This is a genomic window from Thermomonospora sp. CIF 1, assembly GCF_001896795.1.
GTDB lineage: Bacteria > Actinomycetota > Actinomycetes > Streptosporangiales > Streptosporangiaceae > Thermomonospora > Thermomonospora curvata.
Genome location: NZ_MOYN02000025.1, coordinates 115921 through 140829 on the forward strand (window position 1 = coordinate 115921; position 24909 = coordinate 140829).

The 24909-nt window shown below is 73.4% G+C and carries 25 protein-coding genes; 2 read left to right on the plus strand and 23 right to left on the minus strand.

What is annotated here, in order from left to right:
- Positions 1–71: 71 nt before the first annotated feature.
- The 10 genes from BUE48_RS22355 to BUE48_RS22400 all read right to left on the minus strand — a co-directional run bounded on the left by BUE48_RS22355 (position 72) and on the right by BUE48_RS22400 (position 11256).
- Positions 72–860 carry a type III pantothenate kinase gene (locus tag BUE48_RS22355; RefSeq protein ID WP_286990943.1) on the minus strand — a complete coding sequence of 263 codons (789 nt, stop codon included), beginning with the start codon at positions 858–860 and terminating at the stop codon, positions 72–74.
- Positions 860–1741 carry a carboxylating nicotinate-nucleotide diphosphorylase gene (gene nadC / locus BUE48_RS22360; RefSeq protein WP_012854794.1) on the minus strand — a complete coding sequence of 294 codons (882 nt, stop codon included), beginning with the start codon at positions 1739–1741 and terminating at the stop codon, positions 860–862. The genes BUE48_RS22355 and nadC overlap by 1 nt, the downstream gene beginning before the upstream one ends.
- Before the next feature lie 58 nt (positions 1742–1799).
- A complete protein-coding gene (locus tag BUE48_RS22365; protein ID WP_286990945.1) occupies positions 1800–3437 on the minus strand; it encodes an L-aspartate oxidase in 1638 nt (545 codons plus the stop codon).
- Positions 3438–3511: 74 nt separating this feature from the next.
- Positions 3512–3964 (minus strand): aspartate 1-decarboxylase, encoded by a 453-nt coding sequence (gene panD, locus BUE48_RS22370; RefSeq protein WP_286990947.1) that lies wholly within the window; start codon positions 3962–3964, stop codon positions 3512–3514.
- On the minus strand, positions 3964–4827 hold the full coding sequence (panC, locus tag BUE48_RS22375; protein WP_286990949.1) for a pantoate--beta-alanine ligase: 864 nt from the start codon (positions 4825–4827) through the stop codon (positions 3964–3966). Before panC ends, panD begins: the two co-directional genes overlap by 1 nt.
- A gap of 70 nt (positions 4828–4897) precedes the next feature.
- On the minus strand, positions 4898–5809 hold the full coding sequence (locus BUE48_RS22380; protein ID WP_012854798.1) for a Rossmann-like and DUF2520 domain-containing protein: 912 nt from the start codon (positions 5807–5809) through the stop codon (positions 4898–4900).
- A gap of 122 nt (positions 5810–5931) precedes the next feature.
- Positions 5932–8451, minus strand: a complete 2520-nt coding sequence (locus tag BUE48_RS22385) for an ABC transporter permease (protein ID WP_012854799.1) — start codon at positions 8449–8451, stop codon at positions 5932–5934.
- 3 nt (positions 8452–8454) lie between these two features.
- Positions 8455–9219, minus strand: coding sequence for an ABC transporter ATP-binding protein (locus tag BUE48_RS22390; protein WP_052305721.1), 765 nt, complete (start codon positions 9217–9219; stop codon positions 8455–8457).
- Positions 9220–9385: 166 nt separating this feature from the next.
- Positions 9386–10063 (minus strand): response regulator transcription factor, encoded by a 678-nt coding sequence (locus BUE48_RS22395; RefSeq protein ID WP_012854801.1) that lies wholly within the window; start codon positions 10061–10063, stop codon positions 9386–9388.
- Positions 10060–11256 carry a sensor histidine kinase gene (locus BUE48_RS22400; RefSeq protein ID WP_245536918.1) on the minus strand — a complete coding sequence of 399 codons (1197 nt, stop codon included), beginning with the start codon at positions 11254–11256 and terminating at the stop codon, positions 10060–10062. The genes BUE48_RS22395 and BUE48_RS22400 overlap by 4 nt, the downstream gene beginning before the upstream one ends.
- A gap of 134 nt (positions 11257–11390) precedes the next feature.
- Here BUE48_RS22400 and BUE48_RS22405 point away from each other — a divergent pair, with 134 nt between their 5' ends.
- Complete coding sequence (locus BUE48_RS22405) at positions 11391–12380, plus strand: SAM-dependent methyltransferase (protein ID WP_012854803.1); 990 nt, start codon at positions 11391–11393, stop codon at positions 12378–12380.
- Here BUE48_RS22405 and BUE48_RS22410 read toward each other — a convergent pair.
- The 3 genes from BUE48_RS22410 to BUE48_RS22420 form a co-directional block, all read right to left on the minus strand.
- The gene (locus tag BUE48_RS22410; RefSeq protein ID WP_012854804.1) at positions 12298–12777 is read right to left on the minus strand and encodes a Uma2 family endonuclease; all 480 of its coding nucleotides are present in this window, start codon (positions 12775–12777) and stop codon (positions 12298–12300) included. The genes BUE48_RS22405 and BUE48_RS22410 overlap by 83 nt on opposite strands.
- A 122-nt stretch (positions 12778–12899) precedes the next feature.
- Positions 12900–14351 carry a PH domain-containing protein gene (locus BUE48_RS22415; RefSeq protein ID WP_286990953.1) on the minus strand — a complete coding sequence of 484 codons (1452 nt, stop codon included), beginning with the start codon at positions 14349–14351 and terminating at the stop codon, positions 12900–12902.
- Complete coding sequence (locus BUE48_RS22420; protein WP_286990955.1) at positions 14348–14863, minus strand: PH domain-containing protein; 516 nt, start codon at positions 14861–14863, stop codon at positions 14348–14350. Before BUE48_RS22420 ends, BUE48_RS22415 begins: the two co-directional genes overlap by 4 nt.
- A gap of 159 nt (positions 14864–15022) precedes the next feature.
- Between BUE48_RS22420 and BUE48_RS22425 the strand changes: the two genes are divergently transcribed.
- A complete protein-coding gene (locus BUE48_RS22425) occupies positions 15023–16180 on the plus strand; it encodes an NADH-quinone oxidoreductase subunit D (RefSeq protein ID WP_012854807.1) in 1158 nt (385 codons plus the stop codon).
- Between the two features lie 11 nt (positions 16181–16191).
- On the opposite strand, the gene BUE48_RS22430 is transcribed toward BUE48_RS22425, so the two are convergent.
- From BUE48_RS22430 to tilS, 10 genes are all read right to left on the minus strand, one after another.
- A complete protein-coding gene (locus tag BUE48_RS22430; protein ID WP_169313048.1) occupies positions 16192–17286 on the minus strand; it encodes a HEAT repeat domain-containing protein in 1095 nt (364 codons plus the stop codon).
- Between the two features lie 84 nt (positions 17287–17370).
- The gene (locus BUE48_RS22435; RefSeq protein ID WP_012854809.1) at positions 17371–17856 is read right to left on the minus strand and encodes a DUF3180 domain-containing protein; all 486 of its coding nucleotides are present in this window, start codon (positions 17854–17856) and stop codon (positions 17371–17373) included.
- Positions 17853–18428 carry a 2-amino-4-hydroxy-6-hydroxymethyldihydropteridine diphosphokinase gene (gene folK, locus BUE48_RS22440; RefSeq protein WP_012854810.1) on the minus strand — a complete coding sequence of 192 codons (576 nt, stop codon included), beginning with the start codon at positions 18426–18428 and terminating at the stop codon, positions 17853–17855. The genes BUE48_RS22435 and folK overlap by 4 nt, the downstream gene beginning before the upstream one ends.
- Positions 18425–18799, minus strand: a complete 375-nt coding sequence (gene folB, locus BUE48_RS22445; RefSeq protein WP_012854811.1) for a dihydroneopterin aldolase — start codon at positions 18797–18799, stop codon at positions 18425–18427. Before folB ends, folK begins: the two co-directional genes overlap by 4 nt.
- A 115-nt stretch (positions 18800–18914) precedes the next feature.
- Positions 18915–19349: a nuclear transport factor 2 family protein gene (locus tag BUE48_RS22450; RefSeq protein ID WP_012854812.1), complete on the minus strand. Its 435-nt coding sequence runs from the start codon at positions 19347–19349 to the stop codon at positions 18915–18917.
- Positions 19346–20155 carry a dihydropteroate synthase gene (gene folP / locus BUE48_RS22455; protein ID WP_012854813.1) on the minus strand — a complete coding sequence of 270 codons (810 nt, stop codon included), beginning with the start codon at positions 20153–20155 and terminating at the stop codon, positions 19346–19348. Before folP ends, BUE48_RS22450 begins: the two co-directional genes overlap by 4 nt.
- 178 nt (positions 20156–20333) lie before the next feature.
- Positions 20334–20912 carry a GTP cyclohydrolase I FolE gene (gene folE, locus BUE48_RS22460; protein WP_086014649.1) on the minus strand — a complete coding sequence of 193 codons (579 nt, stop codon included), beginning with the start codon at positions 20910–20912 and terminating at the stop codon, positions 20334–20336.
- A gap of 56 nt (positions 20913–20968) precedes the next feature.
- Complete coding sequence (ftsH, locus tag BUE48_RS22465) at positions 20969–22987, minus strand: ATP-dependent zinc metalloprotease FtsH (RefSeq protein ID WP_012854815.1); 2019 nt, start codon at positions 22985–22987, stop codon at positions 20969–20971.
- 297 nt (positions 22988–23284) lie between these two features.
- Positions 23285–23845 (minus strand): hypoxanthine phosphoribosyltransferase, encoded by a 561-nt coding sequence (hpt, locus tag BUE48_RS22470; protein WP_041440249.1) that lies wholly within the window; start codon positions 23843–23845, stop codon positions 23285–23287.
- A 26-nt stretch (positions 23846–23871) separates the two neighbouring features.
- A complete protein-coding gene (gene tilS, locus BUE48_RS22475; protein ID WP_286990956.1) occupies positions 23872–24879 on the minus strand; it encodes a tRNA lysidine(34) synthetase TilS in 1008 nt (335 codons plus the stop codon).
- Positions 24880–24909 lie beyond the last annotated feature (30 nt).

Below are 24909 nucleotides of genomic sequence, written 5' to 3' on the forward strand. Positions count from 1 at the left end.
GAACGTCAGGCTACCGATCCCGCGCGGGCGCCGTGCACACCGGCGGCGCCCGTGCGGGACCGGTAGCCCGCTCAGCTGCCGCCGATGTTGCGCTCGTAGATCAGGCGCAGCCCGATCAGGGTGAGCCAGGGCTCATAGACGTCGATGCAGCGGGCCTCGTCCAGCACCAGCGGGGCCAGCCCGCCGGTGGCGACCACGGTGAGGTCGTCGGGGTTGTCGGCCAGCTCCTCGGCCATCCGGTCCACCAGGCCGTCCACCTGGCCGGCGAAGCCGAAGATGATGCCCGACTGCAGGGCCTCCACGGTGTTCTTGGCGATCACGTGGCGGGGACGGACCAGCTCCACGTTGTGCAGCTGGGCGCCGCGCTCCGACAGCGCGTCGATGGAGATCTCGATGCCGGGGGCGATGGCGCCGCCGATGTACTCGTTCTTGGCCGAGACCGCATCGAAGGTGGTGGCGGTACCGAAGTCGACCACGATGGCCGGCCCGCCGTACAGGTGGATGGTGGCCAGCGCGTTGACGATCCGGTCGGAGCCGACCTCCTTGGGGTTGTCCATGCGGACCGGGACCCCGGTCTTGACGCCGGGCTCCACGATCACCGCGGGCACGTCGCCGTAATAGCGGCGGCACATCTCCCGCATCTCGTGCAGGACCGCCGGCACCGTGGAGCACAGGGCGATGCCGCTGATGTCGGTGTCGGTGAGCAGTGGACTCTGGCTGATCAGGCCCTGGAAGACCACCGCGATCTCATCGGCGGTGCGCCGCGCGTCGGTGTTGATCCGCCAGTGCTCGATCACCTCGTCGCCCTCGAAGAGGCCGAGGACGGTGTTGGTGTTGCCGACGTCGATGGTGAGCAGCATCAGGTCCCCGCTGGTTCGGAAAAGTCAAGGCCGATGTCGAAGGAGGGCGCCGAATGCGTCAGCGCCCCCACGGCAAGGTAGTCCACACCGGTTGCGGCGGCATCTCGGGCCCGGTCCAAAGTGAGGCCGCCGCTGGCCTCCAGCTCGGCCCGGCCCGCCACCAGGCGCACCGCCTCGCGCATCTGCTCGGTGCTCATGTTGTCCAGCAGGATGGAGCGGGCCCCGGCCTCCAGCGCCTCGGCGACCTGCTCCAGGGTGTCGCACTCCACCTGGATGTGCAGGGACGGGTACATGGCGCGCACCGCCTGGAACGCCTTGGTCACCGAGCCGGCGGCGGCCACGTGGTTGTCCTTGATCAGCGCGGCGTCGTGCAGGCCCATCCGGTGGTTGACGCCGCCGCCGCAGCGCACCGCGTACTTTTGCAGGGCGCGCAGGCCGGGCAGCGTCTTGCGGGTGTCGCGGATCTTGACGCCGGTGCCGGCCACCGCGTCCACCCACCGCCGGGTCAGCGTGGCGATGCCCGACAGGTGGGTGAGCAGGTTCAGCGCCACCCGCTCGGCCCGCAGCAGGCCGCGGGTGGAGCCGGAGACGGTCATCAGCGCCTGCCCGGCGCCGACGCGCTCACCGTCTTGGACGTGCGGGACGGTGGTCAGCCCCAGCAGGTCGCAGACGACGGCGGCGACGGGGATCCCGGCCACCACCCCGTCCTGGCGGGCGGTGAAGACGCCCCGGGCGGTCTGCTCGGGGCTGAAGATCGGCTCGCTGGTGACGTCCACCTCGCCGTCCTCGGCCAGCGCCCTGCGGGCCAGGTCCTGCACCTCCCGCGGGTCGAGCCCGGCGTGGATCAGCCACCGTTCGTGCTCCGGCCGGTCCGGCAGCATCGCACAACTCCCTCGTTCACAGCGGACGTTCTCACAGCGGTCTTCGGCGGGCCCGAACTCAGCGCAGCGGCTCGTACTCGGTGGTCAGCCGCCCGCCGACCGACCGGGTCACCAGGTGCCCCAGCCAGGCGGCGTCGTCGCGGTCGGGGTGGTCCTCCCGCCAGTGGCTGCCGCGGGTCTCGGTGCGCCGCCGGGCGGCGGCGGTGATCGCGGTGGCCACGGTGTGCACGTTGGTGGCCTCCCACGCCTCCAGGCAGGGCTCCCGGCTCGTCCGCTCCCCCAAGGCGGCCAGTTCCCGCTCGGCGGCCCGCAGCCCCTCGGCGTTGCGCAGCACCCCCACGTGGGCGGTCATGACGCGCTGCACCCGGCCCCGCACCTGCGGGTCCAGCAGCCCGCCGGGCTCGTCCGCCCCGCCGATGCGGCCGGCGGGCGGGGCCGCATCCAGGTCGCCGGCGATGGCGGCGGCGATGCGCTCGCCGAACACCAGGCCCTCCAGCAGGGAGTTGGAGGCCAGCCGGTTGGCGCCGTGCACGCCGGTGCAGGCGACCTCGCCGCAGGCGTACAGGCCGGGCACCGAGGTGCGGCCCCAGGCGTCGGTGCGGACGCCGCCGCTGGCGTAGTGCGCGGCGGGCACCACGGGGATCGGCTCGGTGACCGGGTCGATGCCGTGGTCGCGGCAGGTGGCCAGGATGGTGGGGAAGCGCCGCTCCCAGGTGGCCGCGCCCAGGTGCCGGCCGTCCAGGAAGACATGGGACGTTCCAAGCTCGCGCATCCGGCTCATGATGCCCTTGGCGACCACGTCGCGGGGGGCCAGCTCGGCCAGCTCGTGCCGGCCGAGCATGAACCGCTCGCCGCGGGCGTCGACCAGGTGGGCGCCCTCGCCGCGCACCGCCTCGGAGATCAGCGGCTGCTGCCCGCCGGCGTCCGGTCCCAGCCACAGCACGGTCGGGTGGAACTGGACGAACTCCAAATCGGTGACGGCGGCGCCGGCGCGCAGCGCCAGCGCCACCCCGTCGCCGGTGGACACCTCGGGGTTGGTGGTGGCCGAGAACACCTGGCCGAGCCCGCCGGTGGCCAGCACCACCGCCCGGGCGCGGACGGCGCCGACGCCGTCGCGCCGTCCCTCGCCCATGACGTGCAGGGTCACCCCGGCGGCCCGGCCGGTCTCATCGCGCAGCAGGTCCAGCACCAGGGCGTGCTCGATGGCCTCGATGCCGGCCTGTTTGCGGGCGGCCAGCAGGGCGCGGCTGATCTCGGCGCCGGTGGCGTCTCCGCCGGCGTGCGCGATGCGGCGGCGGCGGTGGCCGCCCTCGCGGGTCAGCGCCAGCGTGCCGTCGTCCTCCCGGTCGAAGCAGGCGCCCCGGTCGATCAGCCGGCGCACCGCGTCCGGCCCCTCGGTGACCAGGGCGCGGACGGCGGTCTCATCGCACAGTCCCACCCCGGCGGTGAGGGTGTCGGCCAGGTGCTGTTCGGGGCTGTCGCCGGGGGCGAGGGCGGCGGCGATCCCGCCCTGCGCCCAGCGGGTGGAGCCGGCCTCCAGCAGCGCCTTGGTGACCAGCAGCACCCGGCCCGCCCCCGGCAGGCGCTCGGCGACGGCCAGGGCGGTGACCAGTCCGGCGATGCCGGAGCCGACCACCACCACCTCGGTGTCGACGCTCCAGCCGGGTTCGGGCGCGCGCAGGCGTCGAGGGATCATCTGCCCTCCTCGGGATTTTTCGTCACTATGACATTAACCGGGAGGAAACAGTGCGCCGACGCCGGGGGCGGTCTTCACCGGATCCGGCCGTCGCCGGGCGCGGCCTGGGCGCCCTGCAGCAGGGCGTCGCCGCGCAGCTGATCGCTGCCGGGAACGGGCTCGGCCGGGTCCTCGCCCAGCGAGATGATCCGGTTGGACCGATCCACGTGCACCACCCGGGGCGTGAAGGAACGGGCCTGCGCGTCGGTCATCACGGCGTAGCTGATGATGATCACCAGGTCGCCGGGGCTGACCAGGCGGGCGGCGGCGCCGTTGACGCCGATCACGCCCGAGCCGCGGGGACCGGCGATCAGGTAGGTCTCCAGCCGGGCGCCGTTGTCGATGTCGACCACCTGCACCTGCTCGCCGGGCAGCAGGTCGGCGGCGTCCATCAGGTCCGCGTCAACGGTCAGCGAGCCCACATAGTGCAGGTCGGCCTGGGTGACCGTGGCGCGGTGGATCTTCGACTTGAACATCGTGCGGAACATCACTTCTCCCGGGGCTCGAGGGTGAGGGGGACGTTGTCGATCAGCCGGGTGGTGCCGACCTTGGCGGCGACGACCAGCACGGCCTCACCGGCGTGGGACTCGCCGACCGGCTCAAAGGTGGCCGGGTCGACCAGTTCGAGGTAGTCGGGAACCAGCGGCGGGTCGGCCTGCTCGGCCTCGGCCAGCACGGCGCGGGCGGCCTGCAGGATCGCCGCCGGGCCCTCGCCCGCGGCCTGCTCGCCGGCCCGCAGCGCCCGCGACAGCGCCAGCGCGGTGCGGCGCTCCTCCGGCGACAGGTAGCGGTTGCGGCTGGAGAGCGCCAGGCCGTCCGCCTCGCGCACGGTGGGGCCGGCCTCGATGCGCACCGGCACGTCCAGGTCGGCGACCATGCGGCGGATCAGCGCCAGCTGCTGGGCGTCCTTGGCGCCGAAGACCGCCACATCCGGGCGGACCTGGTTGAACAGCTTCATCACGACGGTGAGCACCCCGTCGAAGTGGCCGGGCCGGGAGGCGCCCTCCACCACGGTGCCCATCCGCCCGGCGCTGAGGCGGACCTGCGGCTGGGCGGGGTACATCTCCTCCACCGTGGGCGCCCAGATCAGGTCCACGCCCTCGGCCGCGCAGGCGGCGACGTCGGCCTCGAACGTCCGGGGGTAGCGGTCGAGGTCCTCGTGCGGGCCGAACTGCAGCGGGTTGACGAAGATGCTCACCGCCACCGCGTCGGCCAGCTCCCCGGCCCGGCGGATCAGCGACAGGTGCCCCTCGTGCAGCGCGCCCATCGTCGGGACGAGCGCCAGCGTGCCGGTGATCTCGGCGCGGGCACTGGCCAGCTCCTCGCGGGTGCGGGCGATGACCGGTGTCATGGCTGCTTTTCCCCTTTCACACCTGGTCAGGGCGGTAGGACGGGAGGGGACGAGGCCCCGGGAGGTCTGTTCAGGAGTCGGCCAGCGCTTCCAGCAGCCGCTCGGCGTCTTCGGGTTTGAGCAGCCCGGCGGCCAGCGCCCGGTCGGCGGTCAGGCGGGCCATCGCCACATAGGCGCGGGCGCTTTCAGGGGAGACCTTGGCCAGCTCGGCGATGTGGCCGGCCACGGTGCCGGCGTCGCCGCGGGCCACCGGGCCGGTCAGCCCGTTCATGCCCAGCCGCAGCGCGTTGTCCAGCGCGGCGCCCAGCAGCGGCCCCAGCATGCCCGCCGGGTCGTCCACCCCGGCGGCGCGCAGCAGGTCCATCGCCTCCACGACCAGCGTGACCAGGTGGTTGGCGCCGCTGGCCAGGGCCGCGTGGTAGAGGGTGCGCCGCTCTTCGGGGATCCACACCGGGTCCCCGCCCATCTCCACCACCAGCGCCTCGGCGACCGGGCGCAGCGACGGCGGGGAGGTCACCCCGAACCGGATGCCGGCCAGCCGGTTCAGATCGTCGGGGCGTCCGGTGAAGGTCATCACCGGGTGCAGCGCCAGCGGCAGCGCGCCCGCCCTCGTCGCCGGGTCCAGCACCCCGATGCCGTACCGGCCGCTGGTGTGCACCAGCAGCCTGCCCTCCACCGGCACGCCGGTGGCCACCAGCCCGGCCACCAGCTCCGGCAGGGCGTCGTCGGGGACGGTCAGCAGCACCAGCTCACAGGAGGCCACCGCCTCCTGGGGGGTGACCAGGCGGGCGCCGGGCAGCCGTTCGGCGGCGCGGCGGCGGGAGGTCTCGGAGATCGCGGCGGCGGCCCTCACCTTGTGCCCGGCCAGCCGCAGCGCCGCCCCCAGCGCGGTGCCGACCCGTCCGGCGCCGACCACGCCGACCGACAGCCGGGCGGGCCGGTCCTCGGGCGTGGCCGAAGACGGCACGGCATGTGAATCCATCGTCGTTCCAGTCCTCAGTCGGGTACCGGACGGTGCCCGCACAGCGTACCCGGAGCCGGATCGCTCCGGGTACGCCGCGTCCCCGTCACGGCGGGTACCCGCCGAGTCTGGCAGCGGAACGCTCAGTCGTGGGCGAGCGCCGCCACGACCGACGCCTTGGCGGCGCGGCGGGCCGGCAGCACCGCGGCGGCCAGCCCGGCCGCGGCCGCCAGCGCCATCAGGCCGGCGAGCTGGGCGTAGGGCAGGGCGAACACCACCGACTCGCCCATCGCCCCGGTGGCCGCCCAGCCGAACGCCGCGCCGAGCACCACCCCGGTCAGCGCGCCGATCACCGCCATGATCACCGCCTCCACCGACAGCATCAGGCGGAGCTGGCCTCTCGTCAGGCCCAGGGCGCGCAGCAGCGCCGACTCGCGGGTGCGTTCCACCACCGACAGGCCGAGGGTGTTGGCGATGCCGAACAACGCGATGATCACCGCCAGGCCCAGCAGCCCGCCGAACACCAGCAGCAAGGTGTCGATGGCCCGGTTGAACTGGTCCTTCGCCTCGGCGACCGAGGTCACCTTGACGGTGGGAAGGTGCCGGGTGGCCTGCTCCAGCGCCTGCCGCGCACGGTCGGGATCGGCGCCGTCGCGGACCTTGGCGTAGATCATCCAAGGGCCCTGGGCGCCGAAGTGCGCGGCGAAGTCGGCCTCAGGCAGCAGGTAGGGCGGCAGCGGCGTCTCCCCGTCGAACACCGCCACCACCGTGAACGGCACCGTCCCTCCCTTCACCGTGAGGCGGACCGTCCGGCCGACGGCCAGGCCGCGGCGTTCGGCCGCGCTGCGGTGCACGGCGATCGTCCCGGGACGCAGGTCGTCCAGCGATCCGCTCACCACCGGGGGATTGACCAGGTCGCCGAGGGAGGCGCGGGTGACCGCCCCCACGGCGACGGGGTCGCCGCCCAGGCGCGCCTGCCGCCGCCACAGCTCGGTGACGTGGGCCAGGTCGGGCCGCTCGCGCAGGCGGGCGGCCAGATCGGCCGGCAGCCTCATCCGCTCGTCCGGCTCACCGGTGCCGAACTGGGTGTGCACCTGGAAGTCGACCGGGAACTGCCGTTCCAGCATCGCCAGCGCGGTGGCCCGGCCGCTGGCCGCCACCACCGCGAACAGGCTCATCAGCCCCACCCCGATGGTCAGCGCGATGGTGGTGGTGGCGGTGCGGCGCGGGGTGCGGTGGGCGTTGGCCACCGCCAGCCGCCCGGGGACGCCGGTGAGGCGGGCCGGCAGCGCGCCGACCATCCGTCCCAGCGGGCGCACCAGCGCGGGCATCACCGCGACCACCCCCAGGAACAGCAGGGCGCCTCCGGCGGCGACCGTGAGCATCGCGCTCTCGCCCTTGTCCATGGCCAGCGAACCGGCCAGGGCCACCGCCACGCCGAGGCCGCCCAGCAGGGCCGCCGCGATCGTGCGGGGCAGGCCCAGCCGGAAACGGCCCCCGCCCGGCTCCGGTTCCGTGCGCAGCGCGGCGACCGGGGCGACCCGGGTGGCGGCGCGGGCGGGCAGCAGGGCCGCCAGCACGGTCGCCACGACGCCGACCGTCAGCCCGGCGGCGACGGCGACCGGGGTCACGGTGAAGAAGTCGGCGGAGACACCGGCGTCCGTTCCGCCCAGCAGCGCCGACAGCCCGCCCGCCAGCGCCACGCCCAGCACCAGCCCGGCCAGCGAACCGGCCAGGCCGACCAGCGCCGACTCCAGCAGCACCCCGCCGAAGACCTGGCGGCGGGTGGCGCCGACGCAGCGCAGCAGCGCCGTCTGGCGCATCCGCTGGGCGATGAGGATCGCGAAGGTGTTGTAGATGACCAGCGCGGCCACCAGCATGGACACCACGCCGAAGAGCAGCAGCCCGATGCGGATGACCCCGGTGTCGGCGCCCGCCCGCTGCACCAGCCGCTCGCCCAGCTCGCGGGCGGTCACCACGTCGTAGCCGGGGCCGACGGCCGCGGCGACCGCCCGGCGCAGCGCCGCCGGGTCGCCGTCGCCGAGCACGTCGATCTCGATCAGGCCGGGCCGGGCGGTGACCGCGGCGATGGCCTCGGGGGTGAAGCCGAGGCCGCCGCGCCATCCGACCTCCGCGTCGATGCCGAAGTCGGCCAGCCCGGTCAGGGTGAAGCGCCGCTCCCGGCCCGCGGCGTCCAGCACCGTGAGGGCGGCGCCCACGGCGAACTCGTTGCGTTTGGCGGTCCGCTCATCCAGCACCACCTCGTGCGGCGCGGCCGGAGCCCTCCCTTGGAGGATGTCGTAACGCTGCAGCGGACCGGTGGTGACCGACAGGGCGATGGGGGGCATGTCGCCGTAGGCCTTGCCGTCCTTGCCGATCAGCACGGCCTCGCCCCGCAGCATCGGGTGAACCTGTCGCACTCCCGGCACCGCCCGGACCGCCGCCACCGTCCGCTGCGTCATCTCCTCGCCGCCCCTCTTGGGCAGCACGGCCACGTCCACCTTGCTCGCCGAGGCGGTGAACTTCTTGTCGATGCCCGCCTGCATGGTGTCGGTGAGGACGAACGTGCCGGAGATGAAGGCGACGCCGAGCATGACGGCCACGGTGGTGAGCACCAGCCGCAGCCGGTGGACGCGCAACCCGGCCAGGCAGACCCGCAGCATCCCTCAGCCTCCCAGCGCCTTGAGCCGGTCGAGCACGGTCTGCGGGGTGGGCGCGGCCAGCTCGGAGACGATCCGCCCGTCGTGCAGGAACACCACCCGGTCGGCATAAGAGGCCGCCACCGGGTCGTGGGTCACCATCACGATCGTCTGGCCCATCTCCCGCACCGACAGCCGCAGGAAGTCCAGCACCTCGGCGCCGGCGCGGGAGTCCAGATTGCCGGTGGGCTCGTCGGCGAAGATCACCTCGGGGCGGGTCACCAGCGCCCGGGCGCAGGCCACCCGCTGCTGCTGGCCGCCGGACAGCTCGCCGGGCCGGTGCGTCAGCCGGTCGCGCAGCCCCACCACGTCCACCACCCGGTCGAACCAGGCCCGGTCGGGCCGGCGGCCGGCCAGCCGCAGCGGCAGCAGGATGTTCTCCTCGGCGGTCAGCATGGGCAGCAGGTTGAAGGACTGGAAGACGAAACCCACCCGCTCGCGGCGCAGCAGCGTCAGCCGCCGGTCGCCCAGGCCGGTGATCTCGGTGCCGCCCAGCGTGATCCGGCCGGAGGTGACGGCGTCCAGCCCGGCCAGGCAGTGCATCAGGGTGGACTTGCCGGACCCGGACGGCCCCATGATCGCGGTGAACGCGCCCTTGGCGAACGTCACGCTGACCCCGCGCAGGGCGTGCACCGCCGCGTCCCCGCTGCCGTAGACCTTGACCACGTCGGCGGCGGCGACGGCCGGATGGCCGGCGGGCGGCCCGGCATCGCCGGGCGCGCGGGAGAGCATGCTGGTCACGTAGCCTCCTCGGAATGTGCGGACATGCACAGGCCACGCTAGGGACGGCCGCTCTCCCTGCCATCGGCCCCGCGTCCATGCTTGGCGTGCCCATTGCGGGGTACCTGATCGCCGCCGTACGACCGAAGTCGTACGCCTCCGGTCCGCCCTTGAGCGGTCAAGCGCCGGACTGCCCCCTTTTGACCAGGCCCGTCTCGTAGGCGAAGACCACGGCCTGCACCCGGTCGCGCAGCCCCAGCTTGGTCAGGATGCGGCCCATGTGGGTCTTGACCGTCGCCTCCGAGACGTGCAGCCGCCCGGCGATCTCGGCGTTGGACAGGCCCCGCGCCACCAGGTGCAGCACCTCCCGCTCGCGGGCGGTCAGCGCGGCCAGCGCCCCGGCGGCGCTCTGCTGTTCGGCGTCGGGCAGGTGCACCGCGAAACGGTCCAGCAGCCGCCGGGTGGTGCTGGGCGCCACCACCGCGTCGCCGGAGTGCACCGCCCGGATCGCCTCGATCAGCTGGGCGGGCCCGGCGTCCTTGAGCAGGAACCCCGAGGCGCCCGCCTTGATCGCCGCGAAGGCGTACTCGTCCAGGTCGAAGGTGGTCAAGATGATCACTCTGGGGCGCCGCTCGGCGGGCAGCGCGCCGATCCGCCGGGTGGCCTCGATGCCGTCCACGCGGGGCATCCGCACGTCCATCAGCACCACGTCGGTGGTGTGCGCCCGCAGCAGGTCCACCACCTGGGCGCCGTCGCCGGCCTCGGCGACCACCTCGATGTCGGGCTGGGCGTCCAGCACCATGCGGAACCCGGTGCGCACCAGTTCCTGGTCGTCGACCAGCATCACGCGGATCACGCGCTCTTGGCCTCCTCTCGCAGCGGCAGGCGGGCCACGACCCGGTAGCCGCCACCGGCCCGGGGCCCGGCGTGCACCTCGCCCCCGTACATCGCGGCCCGCTCCCGCATCCCGGCCAACCCGTGGCCGAGCCCGTCGCCCTCGGCCGCCGCGCCCCGCCCGTCGTCGGTGACCGTCACCTCGATCGCCTCGTCACCGTAGTGCAGGCGCACCTGTGCGCTCACCCCCGGACCGCCGTGCTTGAGGGTGTTGGTCAGCGCCTCCTGGACGATCCGGAACACCGCCAGCTGCATGCCCGGCGGCAGTTCCACCGGGACGCCCTCCACCTGGAAATCCAGCGGCAGCCCCGAGGAGCGGACCTGCTCGACCAGGTCGCTCAGCTGCGCCACGCCCGGCTGCGGGGCATAGGAGCCGGCGTCGTCCTCTTCGCGCAGCACGCCCAGCAGCCGCCGCATCTCCGCCAGCGCCAGCCGCCCGGTGGCCGAGATCGCCTCCAGCGCCTTCTTGGCCCGCTCCCGGTCAGTGTCGATGGCGTAGGAGGCGCCGTCGGCCTGCACCACGATGACGCTGACGTTGTGCGCCACCACATCGTGCAGCTCCCGGGCGATCCGCGCCCGCTCGGCCGCCCTGGCGATCTGCACCTGGGTGTCGCGTTCGCGTTCGGCCCGCACCGCCCGCTCCTCCAGCGAGCGCATGTAGGCCCGCCGGGTGCTGATGTAGACGCCGAGGATCCAGATCCCGGCGACCACCGCCGACAGCATGACGACCGTGTACTTGCGGTCGGCGGGATGCACCGTGTACCGCCAGGCCGCCATCACCGCCCCCAGCTCGCCGACCAGCCCGGCGGCCAGCGCCCAGCGGAACGAGCAGTTGGCCGCCACCGTGTACAGGGCGACCAGCACGCCCATGTTGGCGGGGATGATGGTCAGGTCCAGCAGCCACTGCAGGAACGACAGCCCGGCGATCCAGCTGAACACCCCCACCGGCCAGCGCCGCCGCAGGGCCAGCGGCAGCAGCAGGGCCAGCACCAGCGGGATGCACAGCTGCTCGGGGATCGGCCGGGAGGTCGCCGCCGGCCCCGGCTCGGTGTAGTAGCGGGCCGATGTGATCGACAGGAACAGCAGGGGCGAGACGAAGGCCAGGTCCACCAGCGTCCGATGGCCGCGCCACCACGCCCACGCTCTCCTGATCACGGGTTTCAGAGTACGGCCGGCCTCGAAGGGAGCCATCCGACTCAGGTCGGACGTCCATGCGACCACGGGGAGAGCGCTCGCTTCGCCGTTGCCCGGTGCGGCCTTCCGGTAGCGTCCCTGCTGTGGAGCGGTGGGTGACCTGGCGAACGGCGATGCAGCAGGCGCTCTACGGGGAGGGCGGCTTCTACAGCCGGGGCGAACGGCCCGCCGCGCACTTTCGCACCTCCGTGCACGCCTCCCCCCGCTACGCCGAGGCGCTGCTGCGCCTGCTGGTCCAGGTGGACGAGGCACTGGGGCGTCCCTCCCGCCTCGACCTGGTCGACATCGGCGCCGGCTGCGGCGGCCTGATCGCCCAGATCACCGAGGCGGCCGACCCCGCCCTGGCCGCCCGGCTCAACCCGGTGGCCGTGGAACTGGCCCCCCGCCCGCCGGCCCTTGCCGACCGGATCGCCTGGCGCACCGAGCCGCCGGAGACCATCACCGGCCTGGTCATCGCCAACGAGTGGCTGGACAACATCCCCCTGGACGTGGTGGAGATGACCGGTGACGGCCCCCGCACCGTGCTGGTCGATCCCGCCACCGGGGCCGAGCGGCTGGGCCCGGCGCCCTGCGCCGAGGACCTGGAGTGGCTGCGGCGCTGGTGGCCGCTGCGGGACCCCGGCGACCGCGCCGAGGTCGGCCGCCCCCGCTGCGCCGCCTGGGCCTCGGTGGTGCGCCGCCTGGCCGGCGGCCTGGCCGTCGCCGTCGACTACTGCCACACCCGCGACACCCGTCCCCCCTGCGGCTCCCTGACCGGCTACCGGGACGGCCACGCCGTTCCCCCCGTCCCGGACGGCTCCTGCGACATCACCGCCCACGTCGCCCTGGACGCCTGCGCCGCCGGCGGAAGCGCCGCGGGCGCCACCGCCACCGCCCTGACCACCCAGCGCCGCGCCCTGCGCGCCCTGGGCCTGACCGGCGCCCGCCCCCCGATCACCCTGGCCCACCGCGACCCGCGCGCCTATGTCGCCGCCCTGCGCAGAGCCGGCGAGGAGGCCGAGCTCATCGACCCCACCGGCCTGGGCGGCTTCGGCTGGCTCGCCCAGACCAAGCACATCCCCCTGCCCGCACCCTTGGCCAACTGAGCTCAGAGGTGTCCAAAGTGAAGGAGAACGGCTCGGGCGGCTCCAGCGGCTTACCGAAGATCACCCGGGTCTCCTGCAGGTAGTCCTCCCTGCCCTCGTCGCTGCGCGGCTCGCTGAACAGGCTCACCGTCCGCTGCTCGCGATCGACCAGCAGGCAGAACGGGATCCCGCCTTTGGCGTAGCAGTGCCGCTCATCCCGCCGGTCCCGGTCGGCATGGGTGCTCGTCACCTCGATGACCAGGACGATCCCGTCCGGTTCCATCCACGAGTCGGCCTCTGCGAAGACGTCCAGGGCGAGCGGCGCGAGCACCCCGTCGGGGATGAGGTAGTTCTTGGGGCACAGTCCGCTGCGTTCCAGCTTCAGACCCTTGTGCGGTTCACGCACCATGGCGGTCATCCCCGCACCTCGTCTCCGCGTCGGCTCCCAGCATACGGACCGTGCTCACGCATCCTGGAGCACCCAAAGTGAGCAATCGGAACACTACACCGAGTGATCCCGGCTCGTCCGAAAAACCGGGGTCAGCGGGCCCAGCGGGTGGGGTCGGAGCGGGTGTGGGCGCGGGCGCGGCGGGCGCGTTCGGCGGTGGACTCGACGATGAGGCGGGCCTCGGGCAGGTCGCGGTCGATGGCGGCGACGCGGACCGGGCCGGAGGGGGCGTCCACGTGCACGGTGCCCAGGCCGAACAGGCGCTGCAGCGGGCCGGAGGTCAGCCGGACGCTCTGGGCGCGGGCGTGGGCGATCACCTCGGTGCGGCGGCACAGCAGGCCGCGGCGGGTCACGAAGACGACATCGTCGGTGCCGGCGGCGGCGAAGCGGTCCAGGGACAGCCCCTTGGCGGAGGCCGGCAGCAGCGGGACGGCGTCCACGTTGGCGCCCGGGAAGACCTGGGCCACCAGCGCCACCGCCACCTGGCGCGGGGCCACCGGCAGCAGCACCGACGACAGGGCCTGGCGTTCGCCGGCGTACCCGGCGACGGTGGCCTCCACCCGGGCCCAGCCGCGCTGCCGCCACAGCACCGGCTCGACGATGGCGACCGCCTGCACCCGGCCGGGCGGGACGGTCTGCATCCGGGTCTCCAGCAGGCCGTGGCGCAGCCGCAGGCCGTCCGGGGAGATCGCCACGGTGAAACCGCCGTATGTCACCAGCGGGGCGATCACCGAGCCGATCAGGCCCAGCAGGGTGGTGACCGCCACGCTGAAAAAGCCCGGCTCCAGCAGGCTCAAAGACGCCATCAGCGCCGTCAGGAACAGCACGCCGGCGGCGGCGACGGGCAGCCTGCTGATCAGCGACAGGAACAGGGTGCCGAAGGGGACCCGCCAAAACGGCTGCTCGGGTGCCTCGGGGGTGTGCCCGGGCAGCCCGGCGGCCAGCGCCAGCAGCTCGGCCCGCAGCCGCTGGGCCGCGCCGCGTCCCAGGTAGCGCAGGCAGACCTCGGCCCGGTCCCCGCCGGCCGCCTCCACCCGGACCTCCGCCAGCCCGGTCAGCCGGGTCATCAGCGGCCGGACCACGTCGATGGCCTGCACCCGCGACAGCGGGATCAGCCGCCGGCGCTTGCGCAGCAGCCCGGTCTCGACGACCAGCTCGTCCCCGGCGACCCAAAAGCGCAGGGCCAGCCAGCCCCAGATGCCGACGACCACGGCGGCGACCGTCACCGGGATGGACACCAGCGCAAAGCGCCGCACCGCCTCGGGCGCAAACAGCACCAGTTCCTCGCCGCGCCGGGTCAGCAGCAGCGGAAAACCCAGCAGCACGAAGTAGATGAGCCAGAACACGAACGCCCGCAGCAGCGCGGTGGCCGGGTGCAGCCGGTGCACGCCCGCCGAGAAGCGGGCGGGCGGCATCTGCCCGTAGCCGGGCGGCGCGGCCGGCGGGCCGGGGGGCATCGCGGGGCCGTACCCCGGCGGCTGGTAGCCGTGCGGCGGCGGCCCTCCGGGGACGGGTCCGCCGGGCGGCGGGTAGGGGCCGTTCACAGTCCCATGCTCCTCGCCTCGCCCTTTTGCGCGAGCCGGTCGCGGAGCTGGGCGGCCTCGGCCGCCGGCAGCCCGGGGATGCGGGCGTCGGTGGCGGCCGCGGCGGTGTGCAGCCGGACCGTGGCGATGCCCATCCACCGCTCCAGCAGCCCGGCGGTCACGTCCACCAGCTGCATCCGCCCATAGGGGACGACCACCAGCCGGCGGACGAACACCCCGCTGGTGACCAGCAGGTCCTCGGCCCGCTCCGCATACCCCAGGGAGCGGTAGGCCAGCTCGGCGACGATCCAGGCCATCGCGCAGCTCACCGCCACCAGCGCCAGCCACAGCACAACGCCGAGGGCGCCGCCGCCCTGGTGCACCCACCAGGCGCCGATGAGCGCGACCGGCAGCGCGGTCAGCACGGCGGTGATCCGCCGGTGCCACCGCAGCCGGGGCGAGACCCGGTGCCAGTCGCCCCCGGCGGGCGGGTCGAACGCCCCGCCCGGCGGGGCCGCCGGGCCGTACGGCATGTTCGGTTGTCCTGGGAGAGGGCCGTGGCCCTGGCCCATCGGCGAAGGACCGGGCTGTGGCCGACCGTAGGGCGTGTTCATCGCCTCCCAAGTCAACCCGAAGCACCCCAAGGCCCGCGACCCCTCGGCCTGGAAACGACCCGTGGCACGATAGGCAAGATGAGCACCCAGGAGACCGTCCGCACCGTCGGGATCGGCGCCGGGGCCAAGGAGCTGGCCACCGAGGACATGGTCCTCAACATCGGCCCCCAGCACCCTTCCACGCACGGTGTGCTGCGGCTGCGGCTGACGCTGGACGGCGAGCGCATCACCAAGGCCGAACCGATCATCGGGTACATGCACCGCGGCGCCGAGAAGCTGTTCGAGGCGCGCGACTACCGGCAGATCATCGTGCTGGCCAACCGGCACGACTGGCTGTCGGCGTTCGCCAACGAGCTGGGCGTGGTGCTGGCGGTGGAGCGGATGCTGGGCATGCAGGCGCCCGAGCGGGCGGTGTGGGTGCGCACCCTGCTGGCCGAGCTGAACCGGGTGCTCAACCACCTGATGTTCCTGGGGTCCTATCCGCTGGAGGTCGGCGCGATGACGCCGATCTTCTACTCCTTCCGGGAGCGCGAGCGGCTGCAGCGGGTGATGGAGGAGGTCTCCGGCGGCCGGATCCACTACATGTTCAACCGGGTCGGCGGGCTGAAGGAGGAGCTGCCGGCCGGGTGGACGGGCCGGGCCAGGCAGGCGATCGCCCAGGTCCGCAGCCGGATGAGCGACATCGCCGACCTGATCATGGGCAATGAGATCTTCCGTGCCCGCACCCGCGGCGTGGGGGTGCTCACCGCCGAGCAGATCGCCCAGTACGGGGTGTCCGGCCCCATCGCCCGCGCCAGCGGGGTGGACTTCGACCTGCGCCGCGACGAGCCCTACCTGGCCTACCCCGAGCTGGACGTCAAGGTGGTCACCCGCACCGAGGGCGACTGCCTGGCCCGTTTCGAGTGCCTGCTGGAGCAGGTCTACGTCTCGCTGGACCTGGCGGAGGCCTGCCTGGACCGGCTGGCCGAGCTGCCGCCGGGCCCGATCAACCAGCGGCTGCCCAAGGTGCTCAAGGTCCCCGAGGGCCACACCTATGTCTGGACGGAGAACCCGCTGGGCATCAACGGCTACTACCTGGTGTCCCGGGGCGAGAAGACCCCCTGGCGGCTGAAGCTGCGCTCGGCGTCCTTCAACAACATCCAGGTGCTCGGCGAGATGCTGCCCGGCACCCTGGTCGCCGACATGATCGCCATCTTGGGCTCGATGTTCTTCGTGGTCGGCGACATCGACAAGTGACCGGCGGGCGGTCACACCAGCGGCAGCCACCAGGGCGCCCACCACGGGGACAGGCTGCCGATCAGGGTTTTGAGGTAGTTCGCGCGGGCCTGCGGTCCCCAGCCCGGCTCGTCTGAGGGGACGTCCGCCCAGCCCCGGCTGCGCAGCCGTTTGAGCGCGCGGCGCAGCCGGCGGCGGTGCCGGGGTGCGCCGTCCCGGTAGGGGACGAACATGTGCACGGCCGCCGACAGGTACTCCCGGTGCACGTCGCGGGCCGCCACCGCCGTCCACAGCAACTCCAGCGCCCGGGGGTCGTCCCCGGCGGCCAGGTAGGCCACCGCCCACGCCGCCACTTGCGGGTCGCGGTCGGTCAGGTGGGGACGCAGCGCCTCGGCCACCGGCGGGCGCTGCGGCGGCGGGACCGACAGCCGGCCCAGGCCTTCGGCGGCCGCCCGGCGCACCCGCGGGTCGCGGTCGATGCCGATCGCCCGGCCCAGCGCCGCCGCCAGGTGCGCGACCGTCTCCGGCCCGAACCCCTCCCACAGGTCGGCCGACCTGAGCGTCCGGGCCGCCGCCAGCCGCACCCGGGCGTCGGGGTCCTCGGTGACCAGGACGGTCAGCCGCCGCACCAGCGCCGCCTCCGCCGGGGGGAAGGAGCCCCGGTCGCCGAAGTGGTCGATGCCTTCGACGGCCGCCGCCCGCACCGCCGGGTCGGGGTGCTCGGTCATCGCCGACAGGGTCTGCGCCGTCTGCGGCCCCGCGGCGTAGTGGCCGAGCGGCGGCAGCGCCGCGGCGAGCAGCTCGGCGTCCCAGTCGGGACGGCACAGCCCGGCCAGTGTGCGCGCCGCCTCCGGCAGCAGGTCGGGGCACTCTTCGTGCAGGCAGGCCTCGTCCAGCGCGCGCAGCGCGAGCAGGACCTGCGCCTTGGGGGCGTCGCTGCGGCAGAGCCGCAGCGCCCAGCCGGCCACCGCCCGCCGGTCCGCTTCGAGCGCCTCCTCCAGCAGCTCGTCCCGGCCCGCGGCGGGTGCCCGCAGCAGCGCGGCGAACCGTTCCGCTCCTGCGGCCGTCACCGGAACGGCGGACGCCCCCGTGGCGTCGAGCCCGCCGGAAACCGCCGACTTTCGCACCCGCCCGGCCACCTTCCTCCCCCTCCTCGCCTCAACGGGCCTCAAGCCTGCCGGGCGGCGCGTCCCGCCGTCATGGGACCGCGGTCACCAGTGGGCCGGGTCGGGGGGTGAGGCGTCCTCGTCGCGGTCGTCGTCGGGGCCTTTGGGGACGCGGCAGGCGTACTCCAGCCAGATCGCCGCGCCGACCAGCGTCAGCGCCGCCACGAGCGTGCCGATGCTGACGAAGAAGTCCTCCCGCGGCACGTCCTTGTCCAGCCGGGACGACAGGTACAGGACGAACCCGGTGAAGATCCCGGCGATCGCCGCCCCGGCGTGCGCGCTGGCCTTGGCCAGCGCCGCCATCCGGGCCACCATCAGCGGTTCCACCGGGCGGGTGCCGGGGCGGCGGCGGATCCGCCGCCACAGGTTGTAGGCGGTGAACCCCTCGCCCAGGGCCAGCAGCAGCATCGTCGGCGCCATCGTCCAGGGCAGCTTGGGCAGCGACCCGTACACCGCCTGCAGCAGCCCCCACACCAGCAGCGCGATCCCGGCCGCCAAGGCGACCAGCACCGCCGGACGTGTCGGCCTCACGCGGGCTCTTGCAGGGTCAGGTCGTCGCGGCGCCGCACCGCGTCCGGGCCGGTCGCGCGCAGCGCCGCCGCCGCCAGGTCGGCCACCCGGCCGTGGCCGGGCAGCAGCACGTCCGGTTCGATGTCCGCCCACGGCACCAGCACGAACGCCCGCTCGTGCGCCCGCGGATGCGGCAGGATCAGATCCGGTTCATTGCAGGTCACGTTGCCGAACATCACGATGTCGATGTCCAGGGTGCGCGGCCCCCAGCGGACCTCGCGGACCCGCTGCATGGAGTTTTCGATGTTGAGCACCCGCTCCAGCAGCACCCGCGGGGCCAGGCTGGTGTCGGCCACCAGCACCACGTTCAGGTAGTCGTCTTGTTCGGGGATTTCGCCTTCCGGACCGCCGTACGGGGTGGTCTCATACACCGGCGACAGCGCCACGAACGTCAGGCCGGGGGCGTCGAACAGCGCGTCGATGGCCTCCTGGAGGTTGCTCAGGCGGTCGCCGAGGTTGCTGCCCAGCGACAGCACCGCGCGCTGCGGGACCAGCAGGTGGCCGCCGGTGGCGGTCAGGTCGGGCGTGGTCATGAACGGCTCCTGTAGATCTTCACGGCCACGTCACCGAACACCTGTCCCACCGGGGCGGCGGGCTTGTGCACCGTGACGTGGACCTGCTGCACCGTCGGCTCCTCCAGGCAGACCTCGGCCAGCCGTTCGGCCAGCGTCTCGATCAAGTTGACCGGTTCTCCGGTCACGACGGCGACCAGCCGGTCGGCCAAAGATCCATAATCGACCGTCAGGGACAGATCGTCACTCGCCGCGGCGGGGCGGGTGTCCAGTCCCAGCGCCACGTCCACCACGAACTCCTGCCCCAGCTCCCGCTCGGCGGGCAGGCATCCGTGCCGGCCCCGGGCCCGCAGCCCGGTCAGCTCGATCCAGTCCAGCCCGGCCGCCTTCACCCGCGCCTCCAGGGCCGTCGCCGCATGCCGGCCGGGCCCGTCCCGGCCCGCGGGCCGCTTGGGCCCCGGCGGCGTTCTCGCACGCCGCCTTCGGGAACGGCAGGTCGGAGAAGGCTCACTGCTCCTCGTCCTCCCCTTGGCTCAGCACGGGGGACCCGTGGTGATGCAGCAGCCGCCACTGGCCGTCCACCCGCAGGAACAGGTTGGTGGCCACGACGCTCCCGCCGGCCAGCACGCTGCCGCCGGCGCCGTCGTCGGCGGTGATGATGTTCTCCTCGCACGTCACCAGGGCCTGGTCGCCGAAGATCTCGGTGCGCACGCCGGTCAGCACGAACTGGATGTAGGGGGTGTTGGCCATGATCAGCGCCCAGGACCGCAGCACCTCCTCGCGGCCCCGCAGCAGCGGCCAGCCCGGATGCACGCAGCCCACGGCGGCGGCGTAGGGGCCGTCGGCCCACACCGCCGACATCCGGTCCAGGTCCCCGTTTTCGAAAGCGGCGTAGAACTCGGCGTTGGCCTCTTCGACCTCGGCCAGATCGGCGCGGTTCACCCGGTCTCACCTCGCTGTGCGGCGTGCACCGCGGCGGCGACGCGCACGGCGTCGGCGTTGGGACGCACCCGGTGGACCCGCACGCACCAGGCGCCGGCCGCCGCCGCCAGCGCGCTGACGGCCACCGTGGCGTCGTCGCAGTCGATGAACGGACGGGGGTGCCCGTCCGGCCCGGCCAGCAGCTTGCCCAAAAAGCGCTTGCGGGAGGCGCCCACCAGGATCGGCAGTTCGTCCGACAGCTCGCCCAGGTGGGCCAGCAGGGTCCAGTTGTGGTGGGGCCGCTTGGCGAAGCCCAGCCCCGGATCCAGCACGATCATGGACGGGTCCACGCCCTGGGCGACCACCGCCTCCACCCGCTGGTGCAGTTCGGCGCGGACCTCGGCGACCACGTCGGCGTACTCGGCCCTGCGGTACATGTCGTGGCTGTGCCCGCGCCAGTGCATCACCACATAGGGCACCTGCGCGGCGGCGACCACCCGCGCCATGTCCGGGTCGGCCAGGCCGCCGCTGACGTCGTTGACCAGCCGGGCCCCGGCGGCGACCGCGGCCTCGGCGACCTCGGCGCGCATGGTGTCCACGCTCACCGGGACGCCGTCGGCGGCCAGCGCCTCGATCACCGGGATCACCCGGCGCAGCTCCTCTGCCAGCGGCACCCGCTGCGCCCCCGGGCGGGTGGACTCTCCGCCCACGTCCACCAGGTCGGCGCCCTCGGCGATCAGGTCGTGGCCGTGCCTGATCGCCTTGTCGGCGTCGAACCACGCCCCGCCGTCGGAGAAGGAGTCCGGGGTCACGTTCACCACGCCCATGACGAGGCACCGCCCTGGTGCGGGGAACCCGGGAACGCCAATGGTCATGGAAGTCAGCCTATGTCCTGCGCCGGGACCCGGCGCGTCCCGCCGGAAGCGACTTTCGCCGGGGAAGGCCCCATACCCGAACATCCGGCCCGTCATGCCCCGAGGCGGGCAAGAGACCGGCGCGCGCGTCTCAGGACGGCCGTCCCAGGATCAGCGCCATGGCCTCGGCCCGGGTCTCGGCGTGGTCGCGGAAGTCGCCGCGCACCGCCGAGGTGACCGTCTTGGCCCCGGGTTTGCGCACCCCGCGCATCGTCATGCACAGGTGCTCGGCCTCGATGACCACGATGACGCCGCGCGGCTCCAGGATCTCCATCAGCGCGTCGGCGATCTGGCTGGTCAGCCGCTCCTGCACCTGCGGGCGGCGGGCGTAGACGTCCACCAGCCGGGCCAGCTTGGACAGCCCGGTGATCTGCCCCTTGGCGTTGGGGGTGTACCCCACGTGCGCCAGCCCGTGGAAGGGGACCAGGTGGTGTTCGCAGGTGGAGTAGACCTCGATGTCCTTGACCAGGACCATCTCGTCGTGGTCGGCCTCGAACACCTTGTTGAGGACGTCCTCGGGCCGCTGGCGCAACCCGGCGAACTGCTCGGCGTAGGCGCGGGCGACCCGGGCGGGCGTCTCACGGAGCCCCTCGCGGTCGGGGTCCTCCCCGATCGCGATCAGGATCTCGCGCACCGCCCGCTCCAGCCGCTCATGGTCGAAGGCGGGCAGGCCGCTGTGGGCGGGCTCCCCGGCGCGGGGAGCCTCATCGTGCGGGAGGGTCAAAATCAGCTCTCACCAGGGGTCGGGTCGGCCGGCTGTTCGGCGCCGCTCTGGCCGTTGCCCTTGGCCAGGGAGGAGCCGCCGGGCAGGTCCTGAACGTCCTTGGCGGCCATCAGGGCGAGCTCCTTGGGGGTCAGGACGGGCGGCCGCTCCGACGGCAGCCGCTTGCCGTAGCCGGTGTAGGACTTCTGCTTGGGACGCTTGCGGATGGGAGCGAAGATCTCCAGCACCTGCTCCTTGGAGAGGGTCTCCTTCTCCATCAGCTGCAGCACCAGCTCGTCCAGCACGTCACGATACTCCACCAGGATTTCCCAGGCGACATCGTGGGCGGACTCGATGAGGCGGCGGACCTCATCGTCGATGGCGGAGGCGATCTCCTCGGAGTAGTCGCGCTCGTGGGCGACGTCGCGGCCCAGGAACACCTCGCCCCGGCCGGAGCCGAACTTGCGGGCCCCCAGCCGCTCGCTCATGCCGTACTCGGTGACCATGTTGCGGGCGATGGCGGTGGCCTTCTCGATGTCGTTGGCCGCCCCGGTGGTCGGCTCGTGGAAGACCAGCTCCTCGGCGGCGCGGCCGCCCAGCAGCATGGCCAGCTGGTCGAGCATCTCCGAGCGGGTGGTGAGGAACTTGTCCTCCACCGGCAGCGTCATGGTGTAGCCCAGCGCCCGGCCGCGCGGCAGGATCGTCACCTTGTGCACCGGGTCGGCGTTGGGCAGCGCGTGCGCCACCAGCGCATGACCGCCCTCGTGGTAGGCGATGATCTTCTTTTCGGTCTCCGACATCACCCTGGTCTTGCGCTCGGGGCCGGCCATCACCCGGTCGATGGCCTCCTCCAGGGTGTCCATCTGGATCTGCTTGCGGTTGAGCCGGGCGGTCAGCAGCGCCGCCTCGTTGATCACGTTGGCCAGGTCGGCGCCGGTGAAACCGGGGGTGCGGCGGGCGATGACGTCCAGGTCCACATCCGGGGCGAACGGCTTGCCGCGGCCGTGCACCTTGAGGATGCCCTTGCGGCCCTCCAGGTCGGGGCGGTCCACGGTGATCTGCCGGTCGAAGCGGCCGGGACGCAGCAGCGCCGGGTCCAGGATGTCGGGCCGGTTGGTGGCCGCGATCAGGATGACGCCGCCCTTGACGTCGAACCCGTCCATCTCCACCAGGAGCTGGTTGAGGGTCTGCTCGCGCTCGTCGTGGCCGCCGCCCAGCCCGGCGCCGCGGTGCCGGCCGACCGCGTCGATCTCGTCGATGAAGATGATGGACGGGGCGTTGGCCTTGGCCTGCTCGAACAGGTCGCGGACCCGGGAGGCGCCGACGCCGACGAACATCTCCACGAAGTCCGAGCCGGAGATGGAGTAGAACGGCACCCCGGCCTCGCCGGCCACCGCGCGGGCCAGCAGGGTCTTGCCGGTGCCGGGCGGGCCGTACAGCAGCACGCCCTTGGGGATCTTGGCGCCGATGGCCTGGAACTTGGCCGGGTTCTGCAGGAAGTCCTTGATCTCCTCCAGCTCCTCCAGCGCCTCATCGGCCCCGGCCACGTCGGCGAAGGTGGTCTTGGGGGTGTCCTTGGTGATGAGCTTGGCCTTGGACTTGCCGAAGTTCATCACCCGCGAGCCGCCGCCCTGCATCTGGTTCATGATGAACAGGAAGATCAGCACCACGAACAGGATCGGCAGCAGGCTGAACAGCAGGCTGACGAACAGGCTCTGCTGGGGGACCTCGACGTTGTAGCCGCCGGGCAGCTGCCCCTTGTCGGCCTGGGCCTGCAGCGCCTTCTGCAGCTCCAGCCCCTGGCCGCTGACCCAGGAGGCCTCCATCCGGTCGCCGTTCTTGAGGGTCACCTCGATCCGCTGGTCCTTGTCGATGACCTTGGCGGACTTGACCTCGCCGCTGTTGATGGCGGAGATCACCTTGGAGGTGTCGGCCCGCTTGTACTGATCACCCGGGTCGAAGCCCCACATGACCAACGCGGCCAAGAGACCGAACAGCAGGATCCACAGCAGCGGTCCGCGAAAGTAGCGCTTCACGTCCATTTATCCGGCAACCCCTTCGCGAGGGCCCCGTCCCTCCTGACCAGCGTCTGCAAGACCTCACCGGGCCCGCCGGCCCGACGAGGCGGTCTCCCTCAATGCGGCACCCCCGAGCACATGCCCGGTGGCATCGACGGTACACCGCGGCCCGGGGAGCCGCAGCCCACGCGTTCGCGGCGGACCGCGCTCGGCCCGCCGCCGAAACGCCACCGGCACGGTTACCGTCCAGTCTTGCAACGTACCGTCCGGTCCATCTGTTCCCTCGTCCCGCCGCCGCCGGCCGCGCCGAGGGGCGCGCCGCTAGGCCTGCCCGCCGTAGACGTGGGGCGCCAGGGTGCCCACGAACGGCAGGTTGCGGTACTTCTCGGCGTAGTCCAGCCCGTAGCCGACGACGAATTCGTTGGGGATGTCGAAGCCCACGTAACGGACGTCGATCTCGGCCTGGGCCGCCTCGGGCTTGCGCAGCAGGGCGCAGATCTCCAGCGACGCCGGGTTGCGCGAGGCCAGGTTGCTGACCAGCCACGACAGCGTCAGCCCCGAGTCGATGATGTCCTCGACGATCAGCACGTGGCGGCCGGTGATGTCGGTGTCCAGGTCCTTGAGGATGCGCACCACGCCCGATGAGCGGGTGCCCGACCCGTAGGAGGAGACCGCCATCCAGTCCATGCTGACCGGCGAGTGCAGCGCCCGCGCCAGGTCGGCCATCACCATGACCGCGCCCTTGAGCACCCCGACCAGCAGCAGGTCGCGGCCGGCGTAGTCGGCGTCGATCTCGGCGGCCAGCTCCCGGATCTTGGCCTGCAGCTCCTCCTGCGTGATCAGCACGCTCGCCAGGTCGGCACCCAGGTCCTTGTCGTCCACTGCCCCCACCGCATCTCAATGAGTCGTCATCGTCCCCGCCCGTCGGCGGCGATCTCTCCTCGGCGGAACAGCAGCTTCCCATACCGCCGCAAAGCGCGTACGCCCCCGGGCAGGTCAACATGCCGTTGCCCGCGCCAGTCCGTGATCAGCCGATCCAGCTCCTCGACGTGGACGGCGGCGAGCGTACCCGCCGGGCTGCCCGCCTCGACCGCCGCCCCGCGCAGCACCCGGGTCCGCACCGCCCGCGGCAGCTCGCCCAGCGCCGCCGCATCCAGCGCGCCGTCGTCGCCGGTCACCTCGCTTCGGGCGCGTTCGGCCAGGGCGTCCAGGGCCTCGGCGTCGTCGCGCAGCAGCCGGGCGGTGCGCGCCAGCGCGGCGGCCACGCCGGGGCCGAGCGCCTTTTCCAGGGCGGGCATCACCTCGCGCCGCAGCCGGACGCGCGTGTAGGCGGGGTCCTCGTTGTGCGGGTCGTCCCAGGGGGTCAGCCCCATGGCCCGGCACGCCCTGCGGGTGATCGCCCGCTCCAGCCCCAGGAGCGGCCGCATGTAACAGATCTCACCCCGCTGAAAACGCGGGGGCATCCCGGCCAGGGAGCGGGCCCCAGAGCCCCTGGCCAGGCCCAGCAGCACGGTTTCGGCCTGGTCGTCGAGGGTGTGGCCGAGCAGCACCGCCGCGCCGGCCCGCCGTGCCGCCTCGTCCAGGGCGGCGTAGCGGGCCCGCCGGGCGGCGTTCTCGGGGCCGCCGGGCCCGGTCACGGTCACCGCGACCGATTCGGCGGGGTCCAGGCCCAGCTCGCGCATGGCGCGCACCACCGTCTGAGCGACATGGCCGGACCCCTCCTGCAGCCGGTGGTCGACGGTGACGCCGCCGGCCCGGCGCCCGGCGCGGGGCGCCTCGAAGGCCGTCGCGGCGGCCAGCGCCAGGGAGTCGGCGCCGCCGCTGCAGGCCACCAGGACCGGCATGCCGGCGGGCAGCTCGCCCAGCGCCCGCCGGACGGCCACGCGCACGGCGGCGACGGCAGGATCAGGACCCATGCGCCCACCTCCGGGCGCCAGCGTAGGGGA